General features: G+C 58.6%; 18 protein-coding genes. 9 read left to right on the forward strand and 9 right to left on the reverse strand.

Annotation, left to right across the window (positions count from 1 at the left end):
- Window positions 1-24: 24 nt before the first annotated feature.
- From rseP to rpsB, 8 genes are all read right to left on the reverse strand, one after another.
- Window positions 25-1,377, reverse strand: a complete 1,353-nt coding sequence (gene rseP, locus EAH74_RS08625) for a sigma E protease regulator RseP (protein ID WP_140677646.1) — start codon at window positions 1,375-1,377, stop codon at window positions 25-27.
- 53 nt (window positions 1,378-1,430) lie between these two features.
- Complete coding sequence (gene ispC, locus EAH74_RS08630) at window positions 1,431-2,621, reverse strand: 1-deoxy-D-xylulose-5-phosphate reductoisomerase (RefSeq protein WP_140677648.1); 1,191 nt, start codon at window positions 2,619-2,621, stop codon at window positions 1,431-1,433.
- Entirely contained in the window at window positions 2,618-3,424 is an 807-nt protein-coding gene (locus EAH74_RS08635) for a phosphatidate cytidylyltransferase (RefSeq protein WP_140677650.1), read from the reverse strand. Before EAH74_RS08635 ends, ispC begins: the two co-directional genes overlap by 4 nt.
- Window positions 3,424-4,179, reverse strand: coding sequence for a polyprenyl diphosphate synthase (uppS, locus tag EAH74_RS08640; protein WP_123365853.1), 756 nt, complete (start codon window positions 4,177-4,179; stop codon window positions 3,424-3,426). The genes EAH74_RS08635 and uppS overlap by 1 nt, the downstream gene beginning before the upstream one ends.
- Before the next feature lie 13 nt (window positions 4,180-4,192).
- Window positions 4,193-4,750, reverse strand: coding sequence for a ribosome recycling factor (gene frr / locus EAH74_RS08645; protein ID WP_008028968.1), 558 nt, complete (start codon window positions 4,748-4,750; stop codon window positions 4,193-4,195).
- Window positions 4,747-5,490, reverse strand: a complete 744-nt coding sequence (pyrH, locus tag EAH74_RS08650; protein ID WP_003172271.1) for a UMP kinase — start codon at window positions 5,488-5,490, stop codon at window positions 4,747-4,749. Before pyrH ends, frr begins: the two co-directional genes overlap by 4 nt.
- 209 nt (window positions 5,491-5,699) lie before the next feature.
- Window positions 5,700-6,563: a translation elongation factor Ts gene (gene tsf, locus EAH74_RS08655; protein WP_033056302.1), complete on the reverse strand. Its 864-nt coding sequence runs from the start codon at window positions 6,561-6,563 to the stop codon at window positions 5,700-5,702.
- Between the two features lie 192 nt (window positions 6,564-6,755).
- Window positions 6,756-7,493, reverse strand: a complete 738-nt coding sequence (gene rpsB / locus EAH74_RS08660) for a 30S ribosomal protein S2 (protein WP_049709669.1) — start codon at window positions 7,491-7,493, stop codon at window positions 6,756-6,758.
- Window positions 7,494-7,866: 373 nt separating this feature from the next.
- Between rpsB and map the strand changes: the two genes are divergently transcribed.
- The 8 genes from map to EAH74_RS08700 all read left to right on the forward strand — a co-directional run bounded on the left by map (window position 7,867) and on the right by EAH74_RS08700 (window position 16,940).
- Complete coding sequence (gene map / locus EAH74_RS08665) at window positions 7,867-8,649, forward strand: type I methionyl aminopeptidase (RefSeq protein WP_123365851.1); 783 nt, start codon at window positions 7,867-7,869, stop codon at window positions 8,647-8,649.
- 45 nt (window positions 8,650-8,694) lie between these two features.
- Complete coding sequence (locus EAH74_RS08670; protein WP_123365850.1) at window positions 8,695-11,397, forward strand: [protein-PII] uridylyltransferase; 2,703 nt, start codon at window positions 8,695-8,697, stop codon at window positions 11,395-11,397.
- 43 nt (window positions 11,398-11,440) lie between these two features.
- Complete coding sequence (dapC, locus tag EAH74_RS08675; RefSeq protein WP_140677653.1) at window positions 11,441-12,640, forward strand: succinyldiaminopimelate transaminase; 1,200 nt, start codon at window positions 11,441-11,443, stop codon at window positions 12,638-12,640.
- A 158-nt stretch (window positions 12,641-12,798) separates the two neighbouring features.
- On the forward strand, window positions 12,799-13,536 hold the full coding sequence (locus EAH74_RS08680) for a M12 family metallopeptidase (protein ID WP_140677655.1): 738 nt from the start codon (window positions 12,799-12,801) through the stop codon (window positions 13,534-13,536).
- A gap of 272 nt (window positions 13,537-13,808) precedes the next feature.
- Window positions 13,809-14,171 (forward strand): ArsC family reductase, encoded by a 363-nt coding sequence (locus EAH74_RS08685; protein WP_207203057.1) that lies wholly within the window; start codon window positions 13,809-13,811, stop codon window positions 14,169-14,171.
- A gap of 32 nt (window positions 14,172-14,203) precedes the next feature.
- Entirely contained in the window at window positions 14,204-15,238 is a 1,035-nt protein-coding gene (gene dapD / locus EAH74_RS08690) for a 2,3,4,5-tetrahydropyridine-2,6-dicarboxylate N-succinyltransferase (protein WP_123365799.1), read from the forward strand.
- A 92-nt stretch (window positions 15,239-15,330) separates the two neighbouring features.
- Window positions 15,331-16,536, forward strand: a complete 1,206-nt coding sequence (locus EAH74_RS08695) for an aminotransferase class V-fold PLP-dependent enzyme (RefSeq protein WP_140677659.1) — start codon at window positions 15,331-15,333, stop codon at window positions 16,534-16,536.
- The gene (locus tag EAH74_RS08700; protein WP_140677661.1) at window positions 16,533-16,940 is read left to right on the forward strand and encodes a SufE family protein; all 408 of its coding nucleotides are present in this window, start codon (window positions 16,533-16,535) and stop codon (window positions 16,938-16,940) included. Before EAH74_RS08695 ends, EAH74_RS08700 begins: the two co-directional genes overlap by 4 nt.
- Before the next feature lie 92 nt (window positions 16,941-17,032).
- Here the strand turns inward: EAH74_RS08700 and tcdA are convergent, their stop codons facing one another.
- Complete coding sequence (tcdA, locus tag EAH74_RS08705; RefSeq protein ID WP_140677662.1) at window positions 17,033-17,857, reverse strand: tRNA cyclic N6-threonylcarbamoyladenosine(37) synthase TcdA; 825 nt, start codon at window positions 17,855-17,857, stop codon at window positions 17,033-17,035.
- Window positions 17,858-18,139: 282 nt separating this feature from the next.
- On the opposite strand from tcdA, the gene EAH74_RS08710 reads away from it, so the two are divergent.
- Window positions 18,140-20,731: a glycosyltransferase gene (locus EAH74_RS08710; protein WP_140677664.1), complete on the forward strand. Its 2,592-nt coding sequence runs from the start codon at window positions 18,140-18,142 to the stop codon at window positions 20,729-20,731.
- Window positions 20,732-20,963 lie beyond the last annotated feature (232 nt).

Here is a 20,963-nt window from a genome sequence, read left to right on the forward strand (position 1 = left end):
GCAGATTCGCAATTCAGCGAAGCGTTACAGTCGACTCAGATCATTGACAAGAGCAAGCAACATCACCCCGATCACCAAACTGATACCGATCTGTATCCCCCAACCCTGCACCCGATCCGACAAGGGGCGACCACGCGCCCACTCGATCAGATAAAACAACAAATGCCCCCCATCCAGTACAGGAATGGGCAACAAATTCAGAACCCCCAAGCTAATACTCAGATAAGCAAGGAAATTCAGGAAATCAGCGACACCCGACTGGGCAGAAGCGCCCGCCACTTTAGCAATGGTTATCGGTCCACTCAAGTTTTTTACCGAGAGCTCACCGAACAACATTTTCTTGAGCGAATCGAGGGTCAGTACGCTCATGGTCCAGGTGCGTCGAGCACCCTCCCCAATCGCTGCCACAGGACCATAACTCACTTCGCGAATCATTTCTGGCGGCCAATCAACCGCCTTCACCCCAGCCCCCAGATAACCACTGGGTGCCTTCTTCTCGCCGCGAGCGGCCAGCGTCACAGGGACGTCGATTTGAGCACTATCACGCTCGACGCGCAGCATGATTTTGGTATCAGGGTGCATACGGACCGTGTCCACCACCTGCTGCCAGTCATCAAGCGACTTGCCGTCCAGAGCCAACAGTCGGTCACCGGTCTTCAAGCCAGCAGCCTGTGCCGGGCCTTTCGGATCAAGTTCGGCCAGAACCGGTGGCAGCGCCGGACGCCAAGGGCGCAAACCCAGCGAACGAATCGGATCCGGCTCATCGGCACCCTTGAGCCATTTATCCAGCATCAGCTCACGGGACGAATCCACTGTGGAACCCTGATCACGGACCAGCAACTGCAGGGAACCGCTCTCCCCAAGACGACGGACCAACTGCAGGTTCACCGCGGCCCAGCCGGAAGTTGGCTCGCCATCGATGGCAATGATTTCCTGGCCCGCGCTTAAACCAGCCTTGGCGGCGATACTGCCGGACTCGACTGCACCAATGACCGGGCGCACTTGCTCGCTGCCGAGCATGGCGAGCACCCAGAAAAAAATCATCGCCAGTAAAAAGTTGGCAATCGGACCCGCCGATACGATAGCAATACGCTGGCGGACGGATTTTCGATTGAAGGTTTGATCAAGCTGATCAGCCGGCACTTCGCCTTCGCGCTCGTCGAGCATTTTCACGTAACCGCCCAGCGGGATCGCGGCGACGACGAACTCAGTGCCTTTCTTGTCGTGCCAGCGCAGCAACGGCATACCGAAGCCCACGGAGAAACGCAGCACTTTGACCCCACAGCGACGTGCGACCCAAAAATGGCCGAATTCGTGGAAGGTGACCAGCACACCCAAAGCCACCAGGGTGCCGACAATCATATAGAGCGCGCTCATCTACTTTCTCCGCAATCCTGTCCAGTGCTGCATGGGTCAACGTATTGCAGCACTTACCGCCCGTGACGACTCAACCATTGTTCGGCCAGTACTCGCGCTTTTGCGTCGGCCGTGAACACTGCCTCGAGATCGTCAACCGCAACCACGGGCTCGAGATTCAATACTTCTTCGATGATACTCGCGATTTCCGGGTAGCGAACCCGCCCGTCGAGAAAGGCCGCGACCGCCACTTCATTCGCCGCATTCAGCACGGCCGGCGCGCTATTGCCGGATTCAGCCGCCTGACGCGCAAGGCGCAGACACGGGAATCGCTCTTCATCAGGCGCCTGGAAGTCCAGCCGCGCAATTGCAAACAGGTCCAGCGGCGCAACACCCGAGTCGATTCGCTCCGGCCAGGCCAGCGCGTTAGCGATCGGCGTGCGCATATCAGGGTTACCTAACTGGGCCAATACCGAACCGTCGATGTAATCGACCAGCGAATGAATCACGCTTTGAGGATGAATCACCACTTCGACCTGGGACGGCTGGGCATCAAACAGCCAACAGGCTTCGATTAACTCCAGCCCCTTGTTCATCATGCTGGCCGAATCCACCGAAATCTTGCGCCCCATGGACCAGTTCGGGTGGGCACACGCTTGCTCAGGGGAAACATGCACCAGTTCAGACACAGGTGTCTGTCGGAACGGACCGCCAGAGGCCGTGAGCAAAATCCGACGCACCCCGACGGCACCCAGTCCGCGAGCGAAATCCTGTGGCATGCACTGGAAAATCGCGTTGTGCTCGCTGTCGATCGGCAGCAACACCGAACCACTCTTGCGCACCGCCTGCATGAACAGCGCACCCGACATCACTAGTGCTTCTTTGTTGGCCAGGAGGATTTTCTTGCCGGCTTCGACCGCCGCCAGAGTCGGTCGCAAGCCCGCGGCGCCCACGATGGCCGCCATGACCGCATCGACCTCAGGATCGGAAGCAACCTGACACAGGCCTTCCTCTCCCACCAGCACGCGAGTCGACAGACCTGCGGCGCGCAAGTCGTCCTGCAAGCCTCGGGCAGCACCCGCCTCAGGTACCACGGCGAACCGCGGCGTATGACGAACACACAGCGCCAACAGTTCGCTCAGACGGGTGAAACCGCTCAAGGCGAAAACCTGATACCGCTCGGGATGACGAGCGATGACGTCAAGCGTGCTCAGACCAATCGAACCGGTCGCCCCCAGGACGGTAATCTGCTGCGGGCGGCTCACGGTGCCGCCATCCACAGCAGCACTGCAAACACTGGAATCGCTGCAGTCAGGCTGTCGATACGGTCCAGCACGCCGCCGTGCCCCGGCAGCAGATTACTGCTGTCCTTGATCCCGGACTGACGCTTGAACATGCTTTCGGTGAGATCACCTACCACCGAGATAAACACGATGATGGCTGCACCCATCAGACCTTTGAACAGCTGCGCCACCGTCCAGTCTCGAACCAGACCGACAATGACAGTAATGACCAGACTCACCGCGAGGCCGCCATAGACGCCCTCCCAGCTTTTGCCGGGACTGACCTGTGGCGCCAGCTTGCGCTTGCCAAAGGCCCGGCCGGAGAAGTAAGCACCGATATCAGCGCCCCAGACCAGCACCATCACCGCCATGATCAGCCAGTTGCCCAAAGACTCCTGCTTGATCTGAATCAGACCTTGCCAGGCGGGCAGCAGGATCAGCAGACCGATCACCAGCTTGCAGGCAGCGCTTGACCAAAGTTCGGTGGAGCGCGGATAAGTCAGCACCAGATAGGTTGCAACGCCCCACCAAAGCACCGAAGCGCCCAACACCCAAGGCGCGAGCCCAGGCACGATATGCATGACAAACAGCATCAACGCGACCACAGCCGCATAGGCAACGCGGATCGGCTGCTCAGTGAAGCCCGCCAGGCGAGCCCACTCCCATGCACCGAGGGTCACGATCAGCCCGATGAACAGCGAAAAACCGGTACCTTCGAGCAGGAAAAACCCGCACAGGGCAATCGGCAGCAGGATCAGCGCGGTGATGATTCGTTGTTTAAGCATTAAAACCGGGCTCCAGCCTCGACCTGCTCGCTCGTTTTACCGAAGCGGCGCTGCCGAGAAGCAAAATCGGCCAGCGCGGTACGCATGGCATCGTGTTTGAAGTCCGGCCAGAACAGGTCGGAGAAGTACAACTCGGCGTAAGCCAGTTGCCACAGCAGGAAGTTACTGATGCGGTGCTCGCCACCGGTACGGATGCACAAGTCCGGCAACGGCAAATCGCCGGTAGCCAGACAGGTTTGCAAGAGCTCCGGGGTAATGTCTTCCGGACGCAGGTGCCCAGCCTGAACTTCCCGAGCCAGACGCTGTGCGGCCTGCGCAATATCCCACTGTCCGCCATAGTTGGCAGCGATCTGCAGAACGAAGCGATTGGTGCCCGCCGTCATTGCCTCAGCTTCACGCATGGCAGCCTGAAGCTCTGGATGAAAGCGCGAACGGTCGCCAATGATGCGCAAACTGATGTTGTTTTCGTTCAGGCGCCTGGCTTCGCGACGCAACGCCTTGAAGAACAGATCCATCAAGGCGCTGACCTCGTCGGCCGGGCGCTGCCAGTTCTCGCTGGAGAAGGCGAACAGGGTCAATACTTCGACCCCGGCCTCGGCGCACACCTCGATCACCGCACGAACCGCATCCACGCCCGCTTTATGACCGGCGACACCCGGCATAAAGCGCTTTTTCGCCCAGCGATTATTACCATCCATGATGATCGCGACATGGCGCGGCACCGCGGACGGCGCAGTCTGCTTGGTCTTTTCCATGAAAACGCGACCCTTATACGGCCATCAGGTCTTTTTCTTTCTGCGCAAGATTCGCGTCGATTTCAGCCACGTACTTCTTGGTCAAATCGTCGATCTCGCCAGTGGCGCGGCGCTCTTCGTCTTCGCTGATTTCTTTTTCCTTGACCAGATCCTTGAGCTGGCTGTTCGCATCACGACGGATGTTGCGCACCGCAACACGGGCATCTTCAGCGACATCGCGAGCCTGCTTGGTGAAGCCCTTACGGGTTTCTTCGGTCAGGGCCGGCATGGAGATCAGCAGCAATTCACCCAGGTTGGTCGGATTGAGGTTCAGACCTGCGCTACCGATGGCTTTGTCGACGGCGCCCAGCATGTTGCGCTCAAAGGCAACGACTTGCAGGGTACGGGCGTCTTTGACGGTGATGTTCGCCACTTGCTTGATCGGAGTGTCGGAACCGTAATACGGCACCATCACGCCTTCAAGAATGCTTGGGTGCGCCTGGCCAGTACGAATACGGCCGAAGTTGTGCATCAGCGACTCGACGGATTTCTGCATACGCTCTTTAGCGTCTTTCTTGATTTCGTTGATCATTGTTGGCCTTCCTCGATCAGGGTCCCTTCAGCGCCGCCATGCACGATATTCAGCAGGGCGCCGGGCTTGTTCATGTTAAATACGCGCAACGGCATCTTGTGGTCGCGGCACAGGCAAATGGCAGTCAGATCCATCACGCCCAGCTTGCGATCCAGCACTTCATCGTAAGTCAGATGATCGAACTTCTCGGCATGCGGGTCTTTGAATGGGTCAGCGGTGTAGACGCCATCGACCTTGGTCGCCTTGAGCACGACATCGGCATCGATTTCGATTGCACGCAAGCACGCTGCCGAATCCGTGGTGAAGAACGGATTGCCGGTACCGGCCGCGAAAATCACGACTTCCTTGGCATTCAAGTGGCGCATGGCTTTGCGGCGATCATAGTGATCGGTTACGCCAACCATGGAAATGGCCGACATCACGATGGCCGAGATATTGGCACGTTCCAGCGCATCGCGCATGGCCAGGGCGTTCATCACAGTGGCCAGCATGCCCATGTGGTCGCCAGTGACCCGATCCATGCCGGCCGCGCTCAGCGCTGCACCGCGGAACAGGTTGCCGCCGCCGATCACCAGACCGACCTGAACACCGATGCCGACCAGTTGGCCGACTTCCAGCGCCATGCGATCCAGAACTTTCGGATCGATCCCGAACTCTTCCGAGCCCATCAGGGCCTCGCCGCTAAGCTTGAGTAGAATGCGTTTATAGCGAGCCTGATAACCACTGCCCTGCTGAGCCATTGCGAATCTCTCCTGCGGCGTATTTTAAAAATTCTTTGCGAGCTGTTTACAGCTGGCGTTCACTCTAACTTGGCGCTGCTTCAGCGCCATCGGAACATGGCTTTGTAAGCCAGTTCCAAAAGGAAACCAATTAAAAATTGGTGCCCCATCTGAAAAGAGGCTGCGCGCGTGAGCGGGCAGCCTCTTCAGGGCGACAGTTAAAAACTGTCTTATTGCTTGGCGGCAGCCAGCTGGGCAGCAACTTCTTCAGCGAAGTTGTCGACCGGCTTCTCAATGCCATCGCCTACTTTGAAGTAGGTGAAGGAAACGATTTCAGCACCGGCTTTCTTGGCCAGTTCGCCAACCTTGATTTCAGGGTTCTTGACGAACGCCTGTTCAACCAGGCTCGCTTCAGCCAGGAACTTGCTGATACGGCCTTTGACCATGTTTTCAACGATGTTTTCCGGCTTGCCGGCGATCTTGTCAGCGTTGAGGGTCAGGAACACGCCTTTCTCACGCTCGACCGCTTCAGCGGAAACTTCCGATGGCAGCAGGAATTCAGGGTTGGTCGCCGCTACGTGCATGGCGATGTCCTTGGCCAGCTCAACGCTGCCGCCTTTAAGGGCAACCACAACACCGATCTTGTTGCCGTGCAGGTAACCACCAACAACGTCACCTTCAACGCGAGCCAGGCGACGGATGTTGACGTTTTCGCCAACCTTGCCGACCAGAACCAGGCGATCGGCTTCTTGAGCTGCGATCAGCGGAGCAACGTCAGTCAGTTTGTCAGCGAACGCTTTTTCAACGCTGGAAGCTACAAATGCCTTGAAGTCATCCTGCAAAGCCAGGAAGTCGGTCTGCGAGTTCACTTCCAGCAGAACGGCGGATTTACCGTCTTCCTTCAGAGCGATCGCGCCTTCAGCTGCCACGTTGCCAGCTTTCTTGGCAGCCTTGATAGCGCCCGAAGCACGCATGTCATCAATGGCTTTTTCGATGTCGCCGCCAGCCTTGGTCAAGGCCTTTTTGCAGTCCATCATGCCTTCGCCAGTACGCTCGCGCAGTTCTTTGACCAACGCTGCAGTAATCTCTGCCATTTCAAAATTCCTCTTGGATAGGTTTTCAACCATTCCACCCGACCGAACGGGCGATCAATTCTTCCCGAACCACCCTTGCTGGCTGCTGCACGTTACAAAGGCTGTAACTGCGCTGCCGACAAACGGTTTTCGAGGTGGCAAAAAGGGGGCCAAGCCCCCTTTTTGCTTACTGAGTCAACGCCTAGGCGTCAATTACTCAGCTGCTGCTACCGGAGCTTCTTCAACGAACTGCTCGGCGCCGCCAGCAACGTGGTTGCGACCGCGGATAACAGCGTCAGCCATCGAACCCATGTACAGCTGGATAGCGCGGATTGCGTCATCGTTGCCTGGGATGATGTAGTCAACGCCTTCCGGGCTGCTGTTGGTATCGACTACGCCGATAACCGGGATGCCCAGCTTGTTGGCTTCGGTGATCGCGATGCGCTCGTGATCAACGTCGATAACGAACAGTGCGTCTGGCAGACCGCCCATGTCCTTGATACCACCCAGGGAACGATCGAGCTTCTCAAGATCGCGAGTGCGCATCAGCGCTTCTTTCTTGGTCAGCTTGGCGAAAGTACCGTCTTCGGCTTGCACTTCAAGGTCACGCAGACGCTTGATGGAAGCACGGATGGTTTTGAAGTTGGTCAGCATGCCGCCCAACCAGCGGTGATCGACGTACGGCGAACCGCAACGTGCTGCTTCTTCAGCAACGATCTTGCCAGCGGAACGCTTGGTGCCGACGAACAGAATCTTGTTTTTGCCCTGGGCCAGACGCTCTACGAAAGTCAGAGCTTCGTTGAACATTGGCAGGGTTTTTTCAAGGTTGATGATGTGGATCTTGTTACGCGCGCCGAAAATGTATTTACCCATTTTCGGGTTCCAGTAACGGGTCTGGTGACCGAAGTGCACACCGGCCTTCAGCATATCGCGCATGTTGACTTGGGACATGATAGTTCCTTAATAAGTCGGGTTTGGCCTCCACGTATCCCAATGACCAACCAGCAGCATCAGCTGAAGGCACCCAGGTCATCGTGTCGACACGTGTGTGGATTTAGGCTTTTCAGGGGATCCCCGGAAAGCGGCGCATTTTATATCACAAGGCTGAAAAAAACGGAACCCGGATTGTTAAATCCTGGCGCGTGCTTTGGCTCCGGCCCTTGGAATCCTCCAAGAATGCGCCATTCTATAAGGAGAAGCGATGCACAGAGGCTCAGATTTGCGCGGCTCGTCTGTTAGAATCGCGTTTTTCAGGGCCGCGAAGATCGACCGCGCAACGCCCATTCCGTTTTAGAAGGCGCCATCGAGCGCAGAGAGAGCCTGTATGACCGTCACCCTCAAAACCCCAGAGGACATCGCAAAAATGCGCATCGCCGGCAAACTGGCCGCCGATGTGCTGGAAATGATTGCCGAACATGTCAAGCCGGGCATTACCACTGAAGAACTGGACCGCATCTGCCACGACTACATCGTCAACGAGCAGAAAGCCATCCCTGCCCCGCTCAACTACAAAGGCTTCCCGAAGTCGATCTGCACCTCGATCAACCACGTGGTCTGCCACGGCATTCCCAACGAGAAGCCATTGAAGGATGGCGACACGCTGAACATCGACGTGACTGTCATCAAGGACGGCTACCACGGCGACACCAGCCGCATGTTCCACGTCGGCACCGTGCCGGTCTGGGCCGAGCGCCTGTCGCAAATCACCCAGGAATGCATGTACAAGGCCATCGAAATCGTCAAACCCGGCTGCCGTCTGGGCGACATCGGTGAAGTGATCCAGAAGCACGCTGAAAAGAACGGTTTTTCCGTGGTTCGCGAATTCTGCGGTCACGGCATCGGCAAGGTGTTCCACGAAGAGCCGCAGATCCTGCACTACGGCCGCGCCGGCACCGGCATGGAACTCAAAGCCGGCATGACCTTCACCATCGAGCCGATGATCAACCAGGGCAAAGCCGACACCAAGGTATTGGGCGACGGCTGGACCGCGATCACCAAGGACCGCAAGCTGTCGGCACAGTGGGAACACACCCTGCTGGTAACCGAAACGGGTTATGAGATCTTCACCTTGCGCGCCGACGACACCATCCCGCGCGTTTCGGCCTGATCCGGGCGCGCATCTCCTCAGCCTTATAGACAGGAAAGCCAATCGATGCCGCAGGTGGATCCCGAACTCTTCGACCGTGGCCAGTTCCAGGCTGAACTGGCCCTGAAGGCAAGCCCGATCGCGGCCTTCAAGAAAGCGATTCGCCAGGCCCGCGAGGTGCTCGACGAGCGTTTTCGCAGCGGCCGCGACATTCGCCGGTTGATCGAGGATCGCGCCTGGTTCGTCGATAACATCCTGCAAAAGGCCTGGGAGCAGTTCAATTGGAGCGAAGACGCCGACATCGCGCTGGTCGCGGTCGGCGGCTACGGTCGCGGCGAGTTGCACCCTTATTCCGACATCGATTTACTGATCCTGCTGGACAGCGCCGATCACGAAGTTTTCCGAGATTCCATCGAGCGTTTTCTGACGCTGTTGTGGGACATCGGCCTTGAAGTTGGCCAGAGCGTTCGCTCGGTCGACGAATGCGTCCAGGAAGCCCGCGCCGACTTGACGGTCGTCACCAACCTGATGGAAAGCCGCACCATTTGCGGCCCCGAGCGCTTGCGCCAGCGCATGCTGGACGTCACCAGCACCGCGCACATGTGGCCGAGCAAGGACTTCTTCCTGGCCAAACGGGCCGAGCAGAAGGCTCGTCACCACAAGTACAACGACACCGAATACAACCTGGAACCCAACGTCAAAGGCTCGCCCGGCGGCCTACGGGATATTCAGACGATTCTGTGGGTGGCCCGTCGTGAATACGGCACCCTGAACCTGCGGGCCCTGGCCGGCGAAGGTTTCCTGGTCGAGAGCGAAAACGCCCTGCTGGCCTCGTCCCAGGAATTTCTGTGGAAGGTGCGTTACGCCCTGCACATGCTCGCCGGCCGCTCCGAAGACCGCTTGCTGTTTGATCACCAGCGCACCATTGCCGGACTGCTGGGTTTCAAAGGCGATGATGCCAAGCAAGCCATCGAAAACTTCATGCAGCAGTATTACCGGGTGGTCATGAGCATCGCCCAGCTCAGCGACCTGATCATCCAGCACTTCGAGGAAGTCATCCTCGCGCCGGAAGACGAAGCGCCGCCGCAGCCGATCAACTCGCGATTCCAGCTGCACGACGGTTACATCGAGGCCCGCAACGACAACGTATTCCGTCGTACACCGTTCGCCATGCTGGAAATCTTCGTACTGATGGCCCAGCAGCCGGAAATCAAAGGCGTGCGCGCCGACACCATTCGTCTGCTGCGGGAAAATCGTCACCTGATCGACGACGACTTCCGCAACGACATCCGCAATACCAGCCTGTTTATCGAGCTGTTCAAGTGCAAGATCGGCATCCACCGCAACCTGCGAAGGATGAATCGTTACGGCATCCTCGGGCGCTACTTGCCGGAGTTCGGCTTCATCGTCGGACAGATGCAGCACGACCTGTTTCACATCTATACGGTCGACGCTCACACCCTGAACCTGATCAAACATCTGCGTAAGTTGCAGTACACCCAGGTGTCGGAAAAATTCCCGCTGGCCAGCAAGCTCATGGGCAAATTGCCCAAACCCGAGCTGATCTACCTGGCCGGTCTGTACCACGACATCGGCAAGGGCCGGCATGGCGACCACTCGGAAATTGGCGCGGTGGATGCCGAAGCCTTTTGCCAGCGACACCAGTTGCCGGTGTGGGACAGCCGCCTGATCGTCTGGCTGGTGCAAAACCATTTGCTGATGTCGACCACCGCCCAGCGCAAGGACTTGTCCGACCCGCAGGTGATCCACGATTTCGCGCAGATCGTCGGCGATGAAACCCATCTTGATTATCTGTACGTGCTGACCGTCGCCGACATCAACGCCACCAACCCGACGCTGTGGAATTCCTGGCGCGCCAGTCTGTTGCGCCAGCTCTACACCGAGACCAAGCGAGCCTTGCGCCGCGGCCTGGAAAACCCGGTGGACCGCGAAGAGCAGATCCGCCAGACCCAGAGCGCCGCTTTGGACATCCTGGTGCGCGGAGGCACCGATCCGGACGACGTCGAGCAGCTGTGGGCGCAATTGGGCGATGACTACTTCCTGCGCCACACCGCCGGCGACGTGGCCTGGCACAGTGACGCGATCCTCCAGCAGCCGGCCGACGGCGGTCCGCTGGTGCTGATCAAGGAAACCACCCAGCGCGAGTTCGAAGGCGGCACGCAGATCTTCATCTATGCGCCGGATCAGCACGACTTCTTCGCCGTGACCGTGGCGGCGATGGACCAGCTCAACCTGAACATTCACGACGCCCGGGTTATCACCTCCAGCAGCCAGTTCACCCTCGACACCTACATCGTGCTCGACACCGACGGCGACTCGATCGGCGACAACCCGGCGCGGGTCAAACAGATTCGCGAAGGCCTGACCGAAGCCCTGCGCAACCCGGACGACTACCCGACCATCATTCAGCGTCGGGTGCCGCGCCAGCTCAAGCATTTCGCGTTTGCGCCACAGGTGACGATCCACAACGACGCCCAACGCCCGGTAACAGTGCTGGAGCTCAGCGCCCCGGATCGCCCCGGCCTGCTGGCGCGGATCGGCACAATCTTTCTAGAGTTCGACCTGTCACTGCAAAACGCCAAGATCGCCACCCTGGGCGAGCGCGTGGAAGACGTGTTCTTCATAACCGACGCGAACAACCAGCCGTTGTCGGACCCATTGCTGTGCAGCCGCTTGCAGGATGCAATCGTCGAACAGCTGACCGTCAGAAACGAACCCGATATCAAACTGTCGCACATCAGCATCTAGCCGCGCGCCAGGATTCAGCCGCTTTGAACGAGACCCCGTACCGATGAACAACGCTCTGACCCAATTGCAGCCCTACCCGTTCGAGAAGCTCCGCGCCCTGCTCGGCAGCGTCACGCCAAACCCGGACAAGCGTGCCATTGCGCTGTCCATTGGCGAGCCGAAACACCGTTCGCCAAGCTTTGTCGCCGAAGCCCTGGCAAGCAATCTGGATAAGATGGCCGTGTACCCGACCACCCTCGGCATCCCGGCCCTGCGTGAAGCCATCGCCGCGTGGTGCGAACGTCGTTTCAACGTCCCGCACGGCTGGCTCGACCCGGCGCGCAATGTGCTGCCGGTCAACGGCACTCGTGAAGCGCTGTTCGCCTTCACCCAGACCGTGGTCAACCGTGGCGACGACGCACTGGTGGTCAGCCCGAACCCGTTCTATCAAATCTACGAAGGCGCCGCGTTCCTCGCCGGGGCCAAGCCGCATTACCTGCCGTGCCTGGACGAAAACGGTTTCAACCCGAATTTCGATGCGGTTTCGCCAGACATCTGGAAACGCTGCCAAATCCTGTTCCTGTGCTCGCCAGGCAACCCGACCGGCGCACTGATCCCGGTTGAAACCCTGAAGAAGCTGATTGCCCTGGCCGACGAATACGACTTCGTGATCGCCGCCGATGAGTGCTACAGCGAACTGTACTTCGACGAACAAACCCCGCCGGCCGGCTTGCTCAGCGCCTGCGTGGAACTGGGCCGCAAGGACTTCAAGCGTTGCGTGGTGTTCCACAGCCTGTCCAAGCGTTCCAACCTGCCGGGCCTGCGCTCAGGCTTCGTGGCCGGTGATGCGGACATTCTCAAAGGCTTCCTGCTGTACCGCACCTACCACGGCTGCGCGATGCCGGTTCAGACCCAACTGGCCAGCGTCGCCGCCTGGAATGACGAAGTGCATGTGCGGGCCAACCGGGCGCTTTATCGCGAGAAATACGATGCGGTACTGGAAATCCTCAGCCCGGTGATGGATGTGCAGCGCCCGGACGGTGGTTTTTACTTGTGGCCCAGCGTTGACGGTGATGACGAAGCGTTTTGCCGCGACCTGTTTGTCGAAGAGCATGTGACTGTGGTGCCGGGGTCTTATCTGTCCCGTGACGTCGACGGTGCTAATCCGGGCGCTGGTCGTGTACGCATGGCTTTAGTCGCGCCGTTGGCCGAATGCATAGAAGCCGCAGAGCGAATTCGCGCGTTCATTACCCGCAACAAGTAGTCTCCCGCCCGCACTGTGCAACGCAGTGCGGGCGCACTTTTATAACCGGTAACACTTCCCCCGAAATTAAAGCTCACCGAACTGCAGAGTCCCCCTTACTCTCATGCAGCGCATTAGCGTGCGTATACACGCAACTCACTTCAAGGAAGAAGTAGCCAATGAACAGTATTGAAGACTGCACCCTTATCCAATGGCCCGACGATCAACAATCCTACGAAGCCGCCATCAAAGAGAACCCTGAGAATGCCGGCACCGGCACCGGCGGTGGCACTCGTCGCAAGCGCTCTCTGATCAATTATTCAAAGTTGTGGGCAAATGGACGCACACTCAAGATCGCGTTTATCGACGACCCCGACGATGAACACAAACAGAAGACCATCAAAGCAGCGCGCCAATGGCTGCCCCATATCAATCTGAGCTTCGATTTCGTTGAGGGGCTCGAAGGTGATATCCGAATCGCAACCAAAAACAATGACAACAGTTCAATGCTGGGCACTGACGCGCTATTGATTCATCCAGACTGGCCCACCATGAACCTGGGGGTCAAACCTGAACATGAAGATTTCGAAGTGATCGTGACTCATGAGTTCGGACATGCATTAGGCGCGATGCACGAACATCAACACCCCAAGGCTAATATCCCCTGGGACAAACCGAAAGTGCATGAGTTCTACCAGAATAGAGAGATGAATCCACTTACCAAAGAGCAAGTCGACAGGAATCTCTTCGAGCCCTTCAATACAATCGAAGCGATTTATACGCCTTACGACAGGAAGTCCATCATGCACCACCCGGTGGCTAACACGCTGACAGTGGGCGATTGGGAAATCCCTATCAACCGAAAGATCAGTAAAAAAGACAAACGCCTTATGAAACTTCTGTACCCGAAGCGCTAATACGTCATTAACAACAGATCACCACCCAAAGAGTTCTTAATGTTCCGCATTGCGCAATGCAACGTGGAACCCTCTATTTTAAATAGCGTGGAGTGGGCTTGCTCGCGAAGGCGGACTGACATTCACCCCATGATGTCGTCTGAGCCGCTTTCGCGGGCTAGCCCTCCCACAGGTTTTTGTGATGGCTTACCGACCACGGCCGACGCGAAACCGTCCGGTCATGGCATAATCCGTCACCTTTTATTTCCAGCACCTGCAAAGGGGGCAATTCCTTGACCGTTTCAAGCAAAACGTTGCACCTTTTCGGCATCAAAGCCTGCGACACCATGAAAAAGGCGCGCACCTGGCTCGATGAACACGCTGTCAGCTATGACTTTCATGATTACAAGACGGTCGGAATCGATCGTGAACACCTGACCCAATGGTGCGATGAGCACGGCTGGCAAGTGGTGTTGAACCGTGCAGGCACGACCTTTCGCAAGCTCGACGACGAACGCAAAGCCGATCTCGACCAGCCGAAAGCCATCGAACTGATGCTCGCACAACCCTCGATGATCAAGCGCCCGGTGCTTGATCTCGGTGACCGAACCCTGATTGGCTTCAAGCCAGATATCTACGCGGCAGCGCTCAAGTAAGCAGCCCGTTCCATTTTGTTAGAGGTATCAACATGTCTACTACCCTGTTCAGCCTGGCCTTTGGTGTCGGCACTCAAAACCGTCAAGGCGCATGGCTGGAAGTGTTTTACGCGCAGCCACTGCTCAACCCTTCGGCCGAACTGGTCGCTGCCATCGCGCCAGTTCTGGGCTACACCGAAGGCAATCAGGCCATCGCCTTCACCACCGCTCAGGCGTCGCAACTGGCTGAAGCCCTGAAAAGCGTCGACGCTGCCCAGGCTGCCTTGCTGACCCGTCTGGCCGAGAGCCACAAGCCGCTGGTCGCGACCATTCTGGCTGAAGACGCTCAGTTGACCTCCACCCCTGAGGCCTACCTCAAGCTGCACCTGCTGTCCCATCGTCTGGTCAAGCCGCATGGCCTGAACCTGGCGGGCGTGTTCCCTCTGCTGCCGAACGTGGCATGGACCAGCCAGGGCGCAATCGACCTGGCCGAACTGGCCGAGCATCAACTGGAAGCCCGTCTGCGTGGCGAGCTGCTGGAAGTGTTCTCGGTGGACAAGTTCCCGAAAATGACCGACTACGTGGTTCCGGCCGGCGTGCGTATCGCTGACGCGGCACGTATTCGTCTGGGCGCCTACGTGGGCGAAGGCACCACCGTGATGCACGAAGGTTTTGTTAACTTCAACGCTGGCACTGAAGGCCCGGGCATGATCGAAGGCCGCGTTTCCGCTGGCGTATTCGTCGGCAAGGGTTCGGACCTGGGCGGCGGTTGCTCGACCATGGGCACCCTGTCGGGCGGCGGCAACATCGTGATCAAGGTCGGCGAAGGCTGCCTGATCGGCGCGAACGCCGGTATCGGCATTCCGTTGGGCGATCGCAACACCGTTGAGTCGGGCCTGTACGTGACCGCTGGTACCAAAGTGGCGCTGCTGGACGAAAACAACAAACTGGTCAAAGTCGTGAAGGCGCGTGAACTGGCCGGTCAACCTGACCTGTTGTTCCGTCGCAATTCGGAAACCGGTGCAGTGGAATGCAAAACCCACAAATCGGCGATCGAACTGAACGAAGCGCTGCACGCTCACAACTAAGCAGAGCGTCAAACGATCACCTGTAGGAACGCCGCATCGCTCGTTCCTACAGGTCAGGCGTACACCCGCCCATGTCACCAGGGCCCAATAGCATGATGATTCCCTCTCCCTGGCGCGCCGATTTTCCGGCCATCGCCGCATTGCAACGGCAAGACCAGACCTATCTGGACAACGCCGCCACCACGCAAAAACCTCAAGCCCTGCTGGATGCCCTGGCGCATTACTACGCCAACGGCGCGGCCAACGTGCATCGGGCGCAACACCTGCCCGGCGCCCACGCCACCCAAGCGTTCGAGGCCAGCCGCAGCAAAGTCGCCCATTGGCTCAATGCCGGCGATTGCGGGCAGATCATCTTTACCCATGGCGCAACCTCTGCGCTGAACCTACTGGCTTATGGCCTGGAACATCTTTTCAATCCGGGCGATGAAGTTGTCATCAGCGCCCTGGAGCATCACGCCAATCTGTTGCCGTGGCAGCAACTGGCCCACCGTCGCGACCTGAAGCTGGTGATCCTGCCACTGGACGCCGACGGTTTGATCGACCTAGATGCCGCCGCGCAGTTGATCGGTCCGCGAACCCGTTTGCTGGCGGTCAGTCAGCTGTCCAACGTGCTCGGCGCCTGGCAGCCGTTGCCCGCCCTCTTGACGATGGCCAAGGCGCATAACGCGCTGACCGTGGTCGATGGCGCCCAAGGCGTGGTTCACGGCCGGCATGACGTGCAAGCGCTGGGCTGCGACTTCTATGTGTTTTCCAGCCACAAGCTCTACGGCCCCGATGGGCTGGGCGTGCTGTTCGGTCGCAATGAAGCGCTTGAGCAACTGCGCCACTGGCAATTCGGCGGCGAAATGGTGCTGGATGCGGATTACCACAGCGCAAGGTTCCGCCCGGCGCCACTGGGTTTTGAGGCGGGTACGCCGCCGATTGCCGGTGTGATTGGTTTGGGGGCGACGCTGGATTATCTTGCGGGGCTTGATCAGGACGCGGTTTGCGCCCATGAAGCAGCGCTGCATGACTATTTGCTCAAAGGCCTTGAAGCGCGCAACGGCATTCGGTTGCTGGGCAAGCCGCAACTGGCGCTGGCCAGTTTTGTCGTCGAGGGTGTGCATAACTCTGATTTGGCGCATTTGCTGACCGAACAGGGGATCGCGGTGCGCGCCGGTCATCACTGTGCCATGCCGTTGCTCAAGCATTTTGAGCTGGCCGGGGCGATTCGGGTGTCATTGGCGCTGTACAACGACTCCGAAGACCTGGAGCGGTTCTTTGAAGCGCTGGATCAGGCGCTGGAGTTGTTGCGATGAACTTGCCTGCCGATGCGGTTGCGGCGCTGGAGGTTTTTCAGAGGGCTGCCGGTTGGGAACAACGGGCGCGACTGTTGATGCAGTGGGGCGACCGCCTGCCTGGGTTGAGCGATGTGGATAAGGTCGATGCCAACCGCGTGCATGGTTGCGAAAGTCAGGTGTGGCTAGTGGGCGCGCTGGACGACGGTCACTGGCAGTTTGCCGCGAGCAGCGATGCGCGGTTGATTCGCGGGCTGGTGGCGTTGCTGCTGGCGCGGGTTAACGGGTTGTCGGCTGTAGAGTTGCAGCAGGTGGATTTGCCGGAGTGGTTTAATCAGTTGGGCTTGGCGCGGCAATTGTCACCATCGCGCAGCAATGGCTTGAATGCCGTGCTTCAGCGAATGCGGAGCCTGAGCGACGTGTAGGAGCTGCCGAAGGCTGCGATCTTTTGATCTTCGGCGCCAGTGGTCACGCTAAAGATCAAAAGATCGCAGCCTTCGGCAGCTCCTACACGGGTTTACGTTTCAGCTTGAGATTTGATGCGATCCGCGGGGCGCCGCACACCGGCAACAATCTTATCCACAGCCTTGGTCGCCGCGACCATGCCAAACGTCGCCGTCACCATCATCACCGCACCAAACCCTCCGGCGCAGTCGAGCTTCACACCCTCACCGACAAAACTCTTCTGCAAGCAAATGCTGCCATCCGGTTTCGGGTAGCGCAGTTGTTCGGTGGAAAACACGCACGGCACGCTGTAATGGCGGGTCACGGTACGTGAGAAGTTGTAATCCCGGCGCAAGGTTGAGCGCACTTTCGAAGCCAACGGATCATTGAAGGTCCGGTTCAAATCGCACACCTGAATCAACGTCGGATCAATCTGCCCGCCCGCACCGCCGGTAGTGATGATCTGAATCTTGCGGCGCTTGCACCAGGCAATCAGCGCCGCCTTGGCATTCACACTGTCGATGCAATCAATGACGCAGTCGATGTTCGGCGTGATGTATTCGGCCATGGTCTCGCGGGTGACGAAGTCCGCCACCGCGTGCACGGTGCAGTCCGGGTTGATCCCGCGAAGGCGCTCGGCCATCACGTCAACCTTGGGTTTGCCGACGGTGCTGTCCAGCGCGTGCAACTGACGGTTGGCGTTGCTGACGCAGACGTCATCCAGGTCGAACAGCGAAATCTCGCCCACGCCACAACGGGCGACGGCTTCCGCCGCCCAGGAACCGACGCCACCCACGCCGACGATCGCCACGTGGGCCGCGCGCAAACGCTCCAGGCCGTCGATGCCATACAAACGGGCGATGCCTGCAAACCGCGGATCTTCTGTACTCATGACCATTACCCCAAAAACCGGCGCGCATTATAGGGCCGTCAGCGGCCAAGAGCATCTTTGGGCTATGAACGGGCGTCTTGACCGCTGTAATCAGGCTACACAGAACCAAGATTTAACCTACAAGGTCCAACGAAAGAACTTAAACCGAGTTGGATTGCCCAACGTCCGGCATTTCCCTGTCCGCTGTACGGTCAGTGAACGCCCGGTGTAGGATGCGCGCCCCCAGCCTCTTGGCAATCGGCCGCCGACCGTTCCTTCGTTCCACAGCCTCCGGAACCCGAAAAAGCTATGTCATCGCGTAAATTTGGACTCAACCTGGTCGTGGTGCTCGCCATCGCCGCCTTGTTTACCGGCTTCTGGGCGCTGATCAATCGCCCGGTCACCGCCCCCAACTGGCCTGAACAGATCTCCGGCTTTTCGTACTCGCCGTTCCAGCAAGGGCAGTACCCGCAAAAAGAGCAATATCCGACCGACGATGAAATGCGTCGCGATCTGGAGATCATGAGCAAGCTGACGGACAACATCCGTACTTACTCGGTCGATGGCAGCCTGGGTGATATCCCCAAGCTCGCCGAAGAATTCGGTTTGCGCGTGACGCTGGGTATCTGGATCAGCCCGGATCTGGCGCGCAACGAGCGTGAAATCCTGCGCGCCATTGACCTGGCCAATACCTCCCGCAGCGTGGTTCGCGTCGTGGTCGGTAACGAGGCGATCTTCCGTAAGGAAATTACTGCCGCGGAACTGAGCGTGATCCTTGATCGCGTCCGCGCGGCAGTGAAAGTACCGGTGACGACCTCCGAGCAATGGCACGTCTGGGAAGAAAACCCGAGCCTGGCCAAGCACGTCGACCTGATCGCCGCCCACGTCCTGCCTTACTGGGAACATGTTCCGATGGAGCAGTCCGGGCAGTTCGTACTCGACCGCGCCCGTGACCTGAAAAAGATGTTCCCGAAAAAACCGCTGCTGCTGTCGGAAGTCGGCTGGCCGAGCAACGGCCGTATGCGCGGTGGTGCCGACGCGTCGCCGGCAGACCAGGCGATTTATCTGCGGACCTTGGTCAACAAGCTCAATCGCCAGGGCTTCAACTACTTCGTGATCGAAGCCTTCGACCAGCCGTGGAAGGCCACTGACGAAGGTTCGGTGGGCGCGTATTGGGGCGTGTTCAACGCCGCGCGCCAGCAGAAATTCAACTTCGAAGGCCCGGTGGTCGCGATCCCGCAATGGCGCGTGCTGGCAATCGGCTCGGCGGTGCTGGCGTTGCTGTCCCTGACCTTGCTGATGATCGACGGCTCGGCCCTGCGCCAACGTGGCCGCACCTTCCTGACCTTTATCGCGTTCCTGTGCGGTTCGGTGTTGGTGTGGATCGGTTACGACTACAGCCAGCAATACAGCACCTGGTTCAGCCTGACAGTAGGATTCCTGCTCGCGCTCGGCGCACTTGGGGTCTTTATTGTTTTGCTGACCGAGGCGCATGAACTGGCCGAAGCGGTCTGGACCCACAAACGCCGGCGTGAATTCCTGCCGGTGGTCGGCGATTCGGACTACCGACCGAAAGTCTCGATTCACGTGCCTTGCTACAACGAGCCACCGGAGATGGTCAAACAGACCCTCAACGCCCTGGCCAACCTCGACTATCCGGACTTCGAAGTCCTGATCATCGACAACAACACCAAGGACCCGGCGGTCTGGGAGCCGGTGCGCGATTATTGCGAAACCCTCGGCCCGCGCTTCAAGTTCTTCCACGTCGCGCCATTGGCCGGCTTCAAGGGTGGCGCGCTGAATTACCTGATTCCGCACACCGCCAAGGATGCCGAAGTGATTGCGGTGATCGACTCGGACTACTGCGTCGACCCGAACTGGCTCAAGCACATGGTGCCGCACTTCGCCGACCCGAAAATCGCCGTGGTGCAATCGCCACAGGATTACCGCGACCAGAACGAAAGCACCTTCAAGAAGCTCTGCTACGCCGAATACAAAGGTTTCTTCCACATCGGCATGGTCACCCGTAACGACCGTGACGCGATCATTCAGCACGGCACCATGACCATGACCCGGCGCTCGGTGCTCGAGGAACTGGGCTGGGCTGACTGGTGCATCTGTGAAGACGCCGAGTTGGGTTTGCGCGTGTTCGAGAAAGGCTTGTCAGCGGCGTATTACCACACCAGCTACGGCAAAGGCCTGATGCCCGATACCTTTATCGACTTCAAGAAACAGCGTTTCCGCTGGGCTTACGGAGCGATTCAGATTATCAAGCGTCACACCGCCAGCCTGTTGCGCGGCAAGGACACCGAGCTGACCCGTGGCCAGCGTTACCACTTCCTCGCGGGCTGGTTGCCGTGGGTGGCGGATGGCATGAACATCTTCTTCACCGTCGGCGCCCTGTTGTGGTCGGCGGCGATGATCATCGTGCCGCAGCGGGTCGATCCACCGTTGTTGATTTTCGCGATCCCGCCATTGGCGCTGTTCGTGTTCAAGGTGGGCAAGATCATCTTCCTCTACCGCCGTGCGGTGGGGGTCAACCTGAAGGATGCGTTCTGCGCGGCACTGGCAGGGTTGGCGTTGTCGCACACCATCGCCAAAGCGGTGCTGTACGGTTTCTTCACCAGTAGCATTCCGTTCTTCCGCACCCCGAAAAACGCCGATAACCACGGCTTCTGGGTGGCGATTTCGGAAGCTCGCGAAGAAATGTTCATCATGTTGCTGTTATGGAGCGCGGCGCTGGGGATTTTCCTGGTGAACGGCCTGCCGAGCAACGACATGCGCTTCTGGGTGACGATGTTGCTCGTGCAATCATTGCCTTACCTGGCGGCGCTGATCATGGCGTTCTTGTCTTCGCTGCCGAAACCGGTGGTCGAGGGCGAGACGGCTCCGGCGGTCTAAATCGTTCCAGATGTACTAAACGGCGGCCAATGGCCGCCGTTTTGCTTTAAGATAACCGCCATTTTGCAGGGCTTGGCAGAATACGGTTTGCCGATCAAACCCAACCTTGTGGGAGCGAGCCTGCTCGCGAATGCGGTGTAACAATCAACGTTTATGTTGACTGACACACCGCATTCGCGAGCAGGCTCGCTCCCACATTAGCCCATGCCCAACTTTAAGCTTCCGGAGTTCC

The organism is Pseudomonas mandelii, assembly GCF_006438925.1.
Classification (GTDB): domain Bacteria; phylum Pseudomonadota; class Gammaproteobacteria; order Pseudomonadales; family Pseudomonadaceae; genus Aquipseudomonas; species Aquipseudomonas mandelii_C.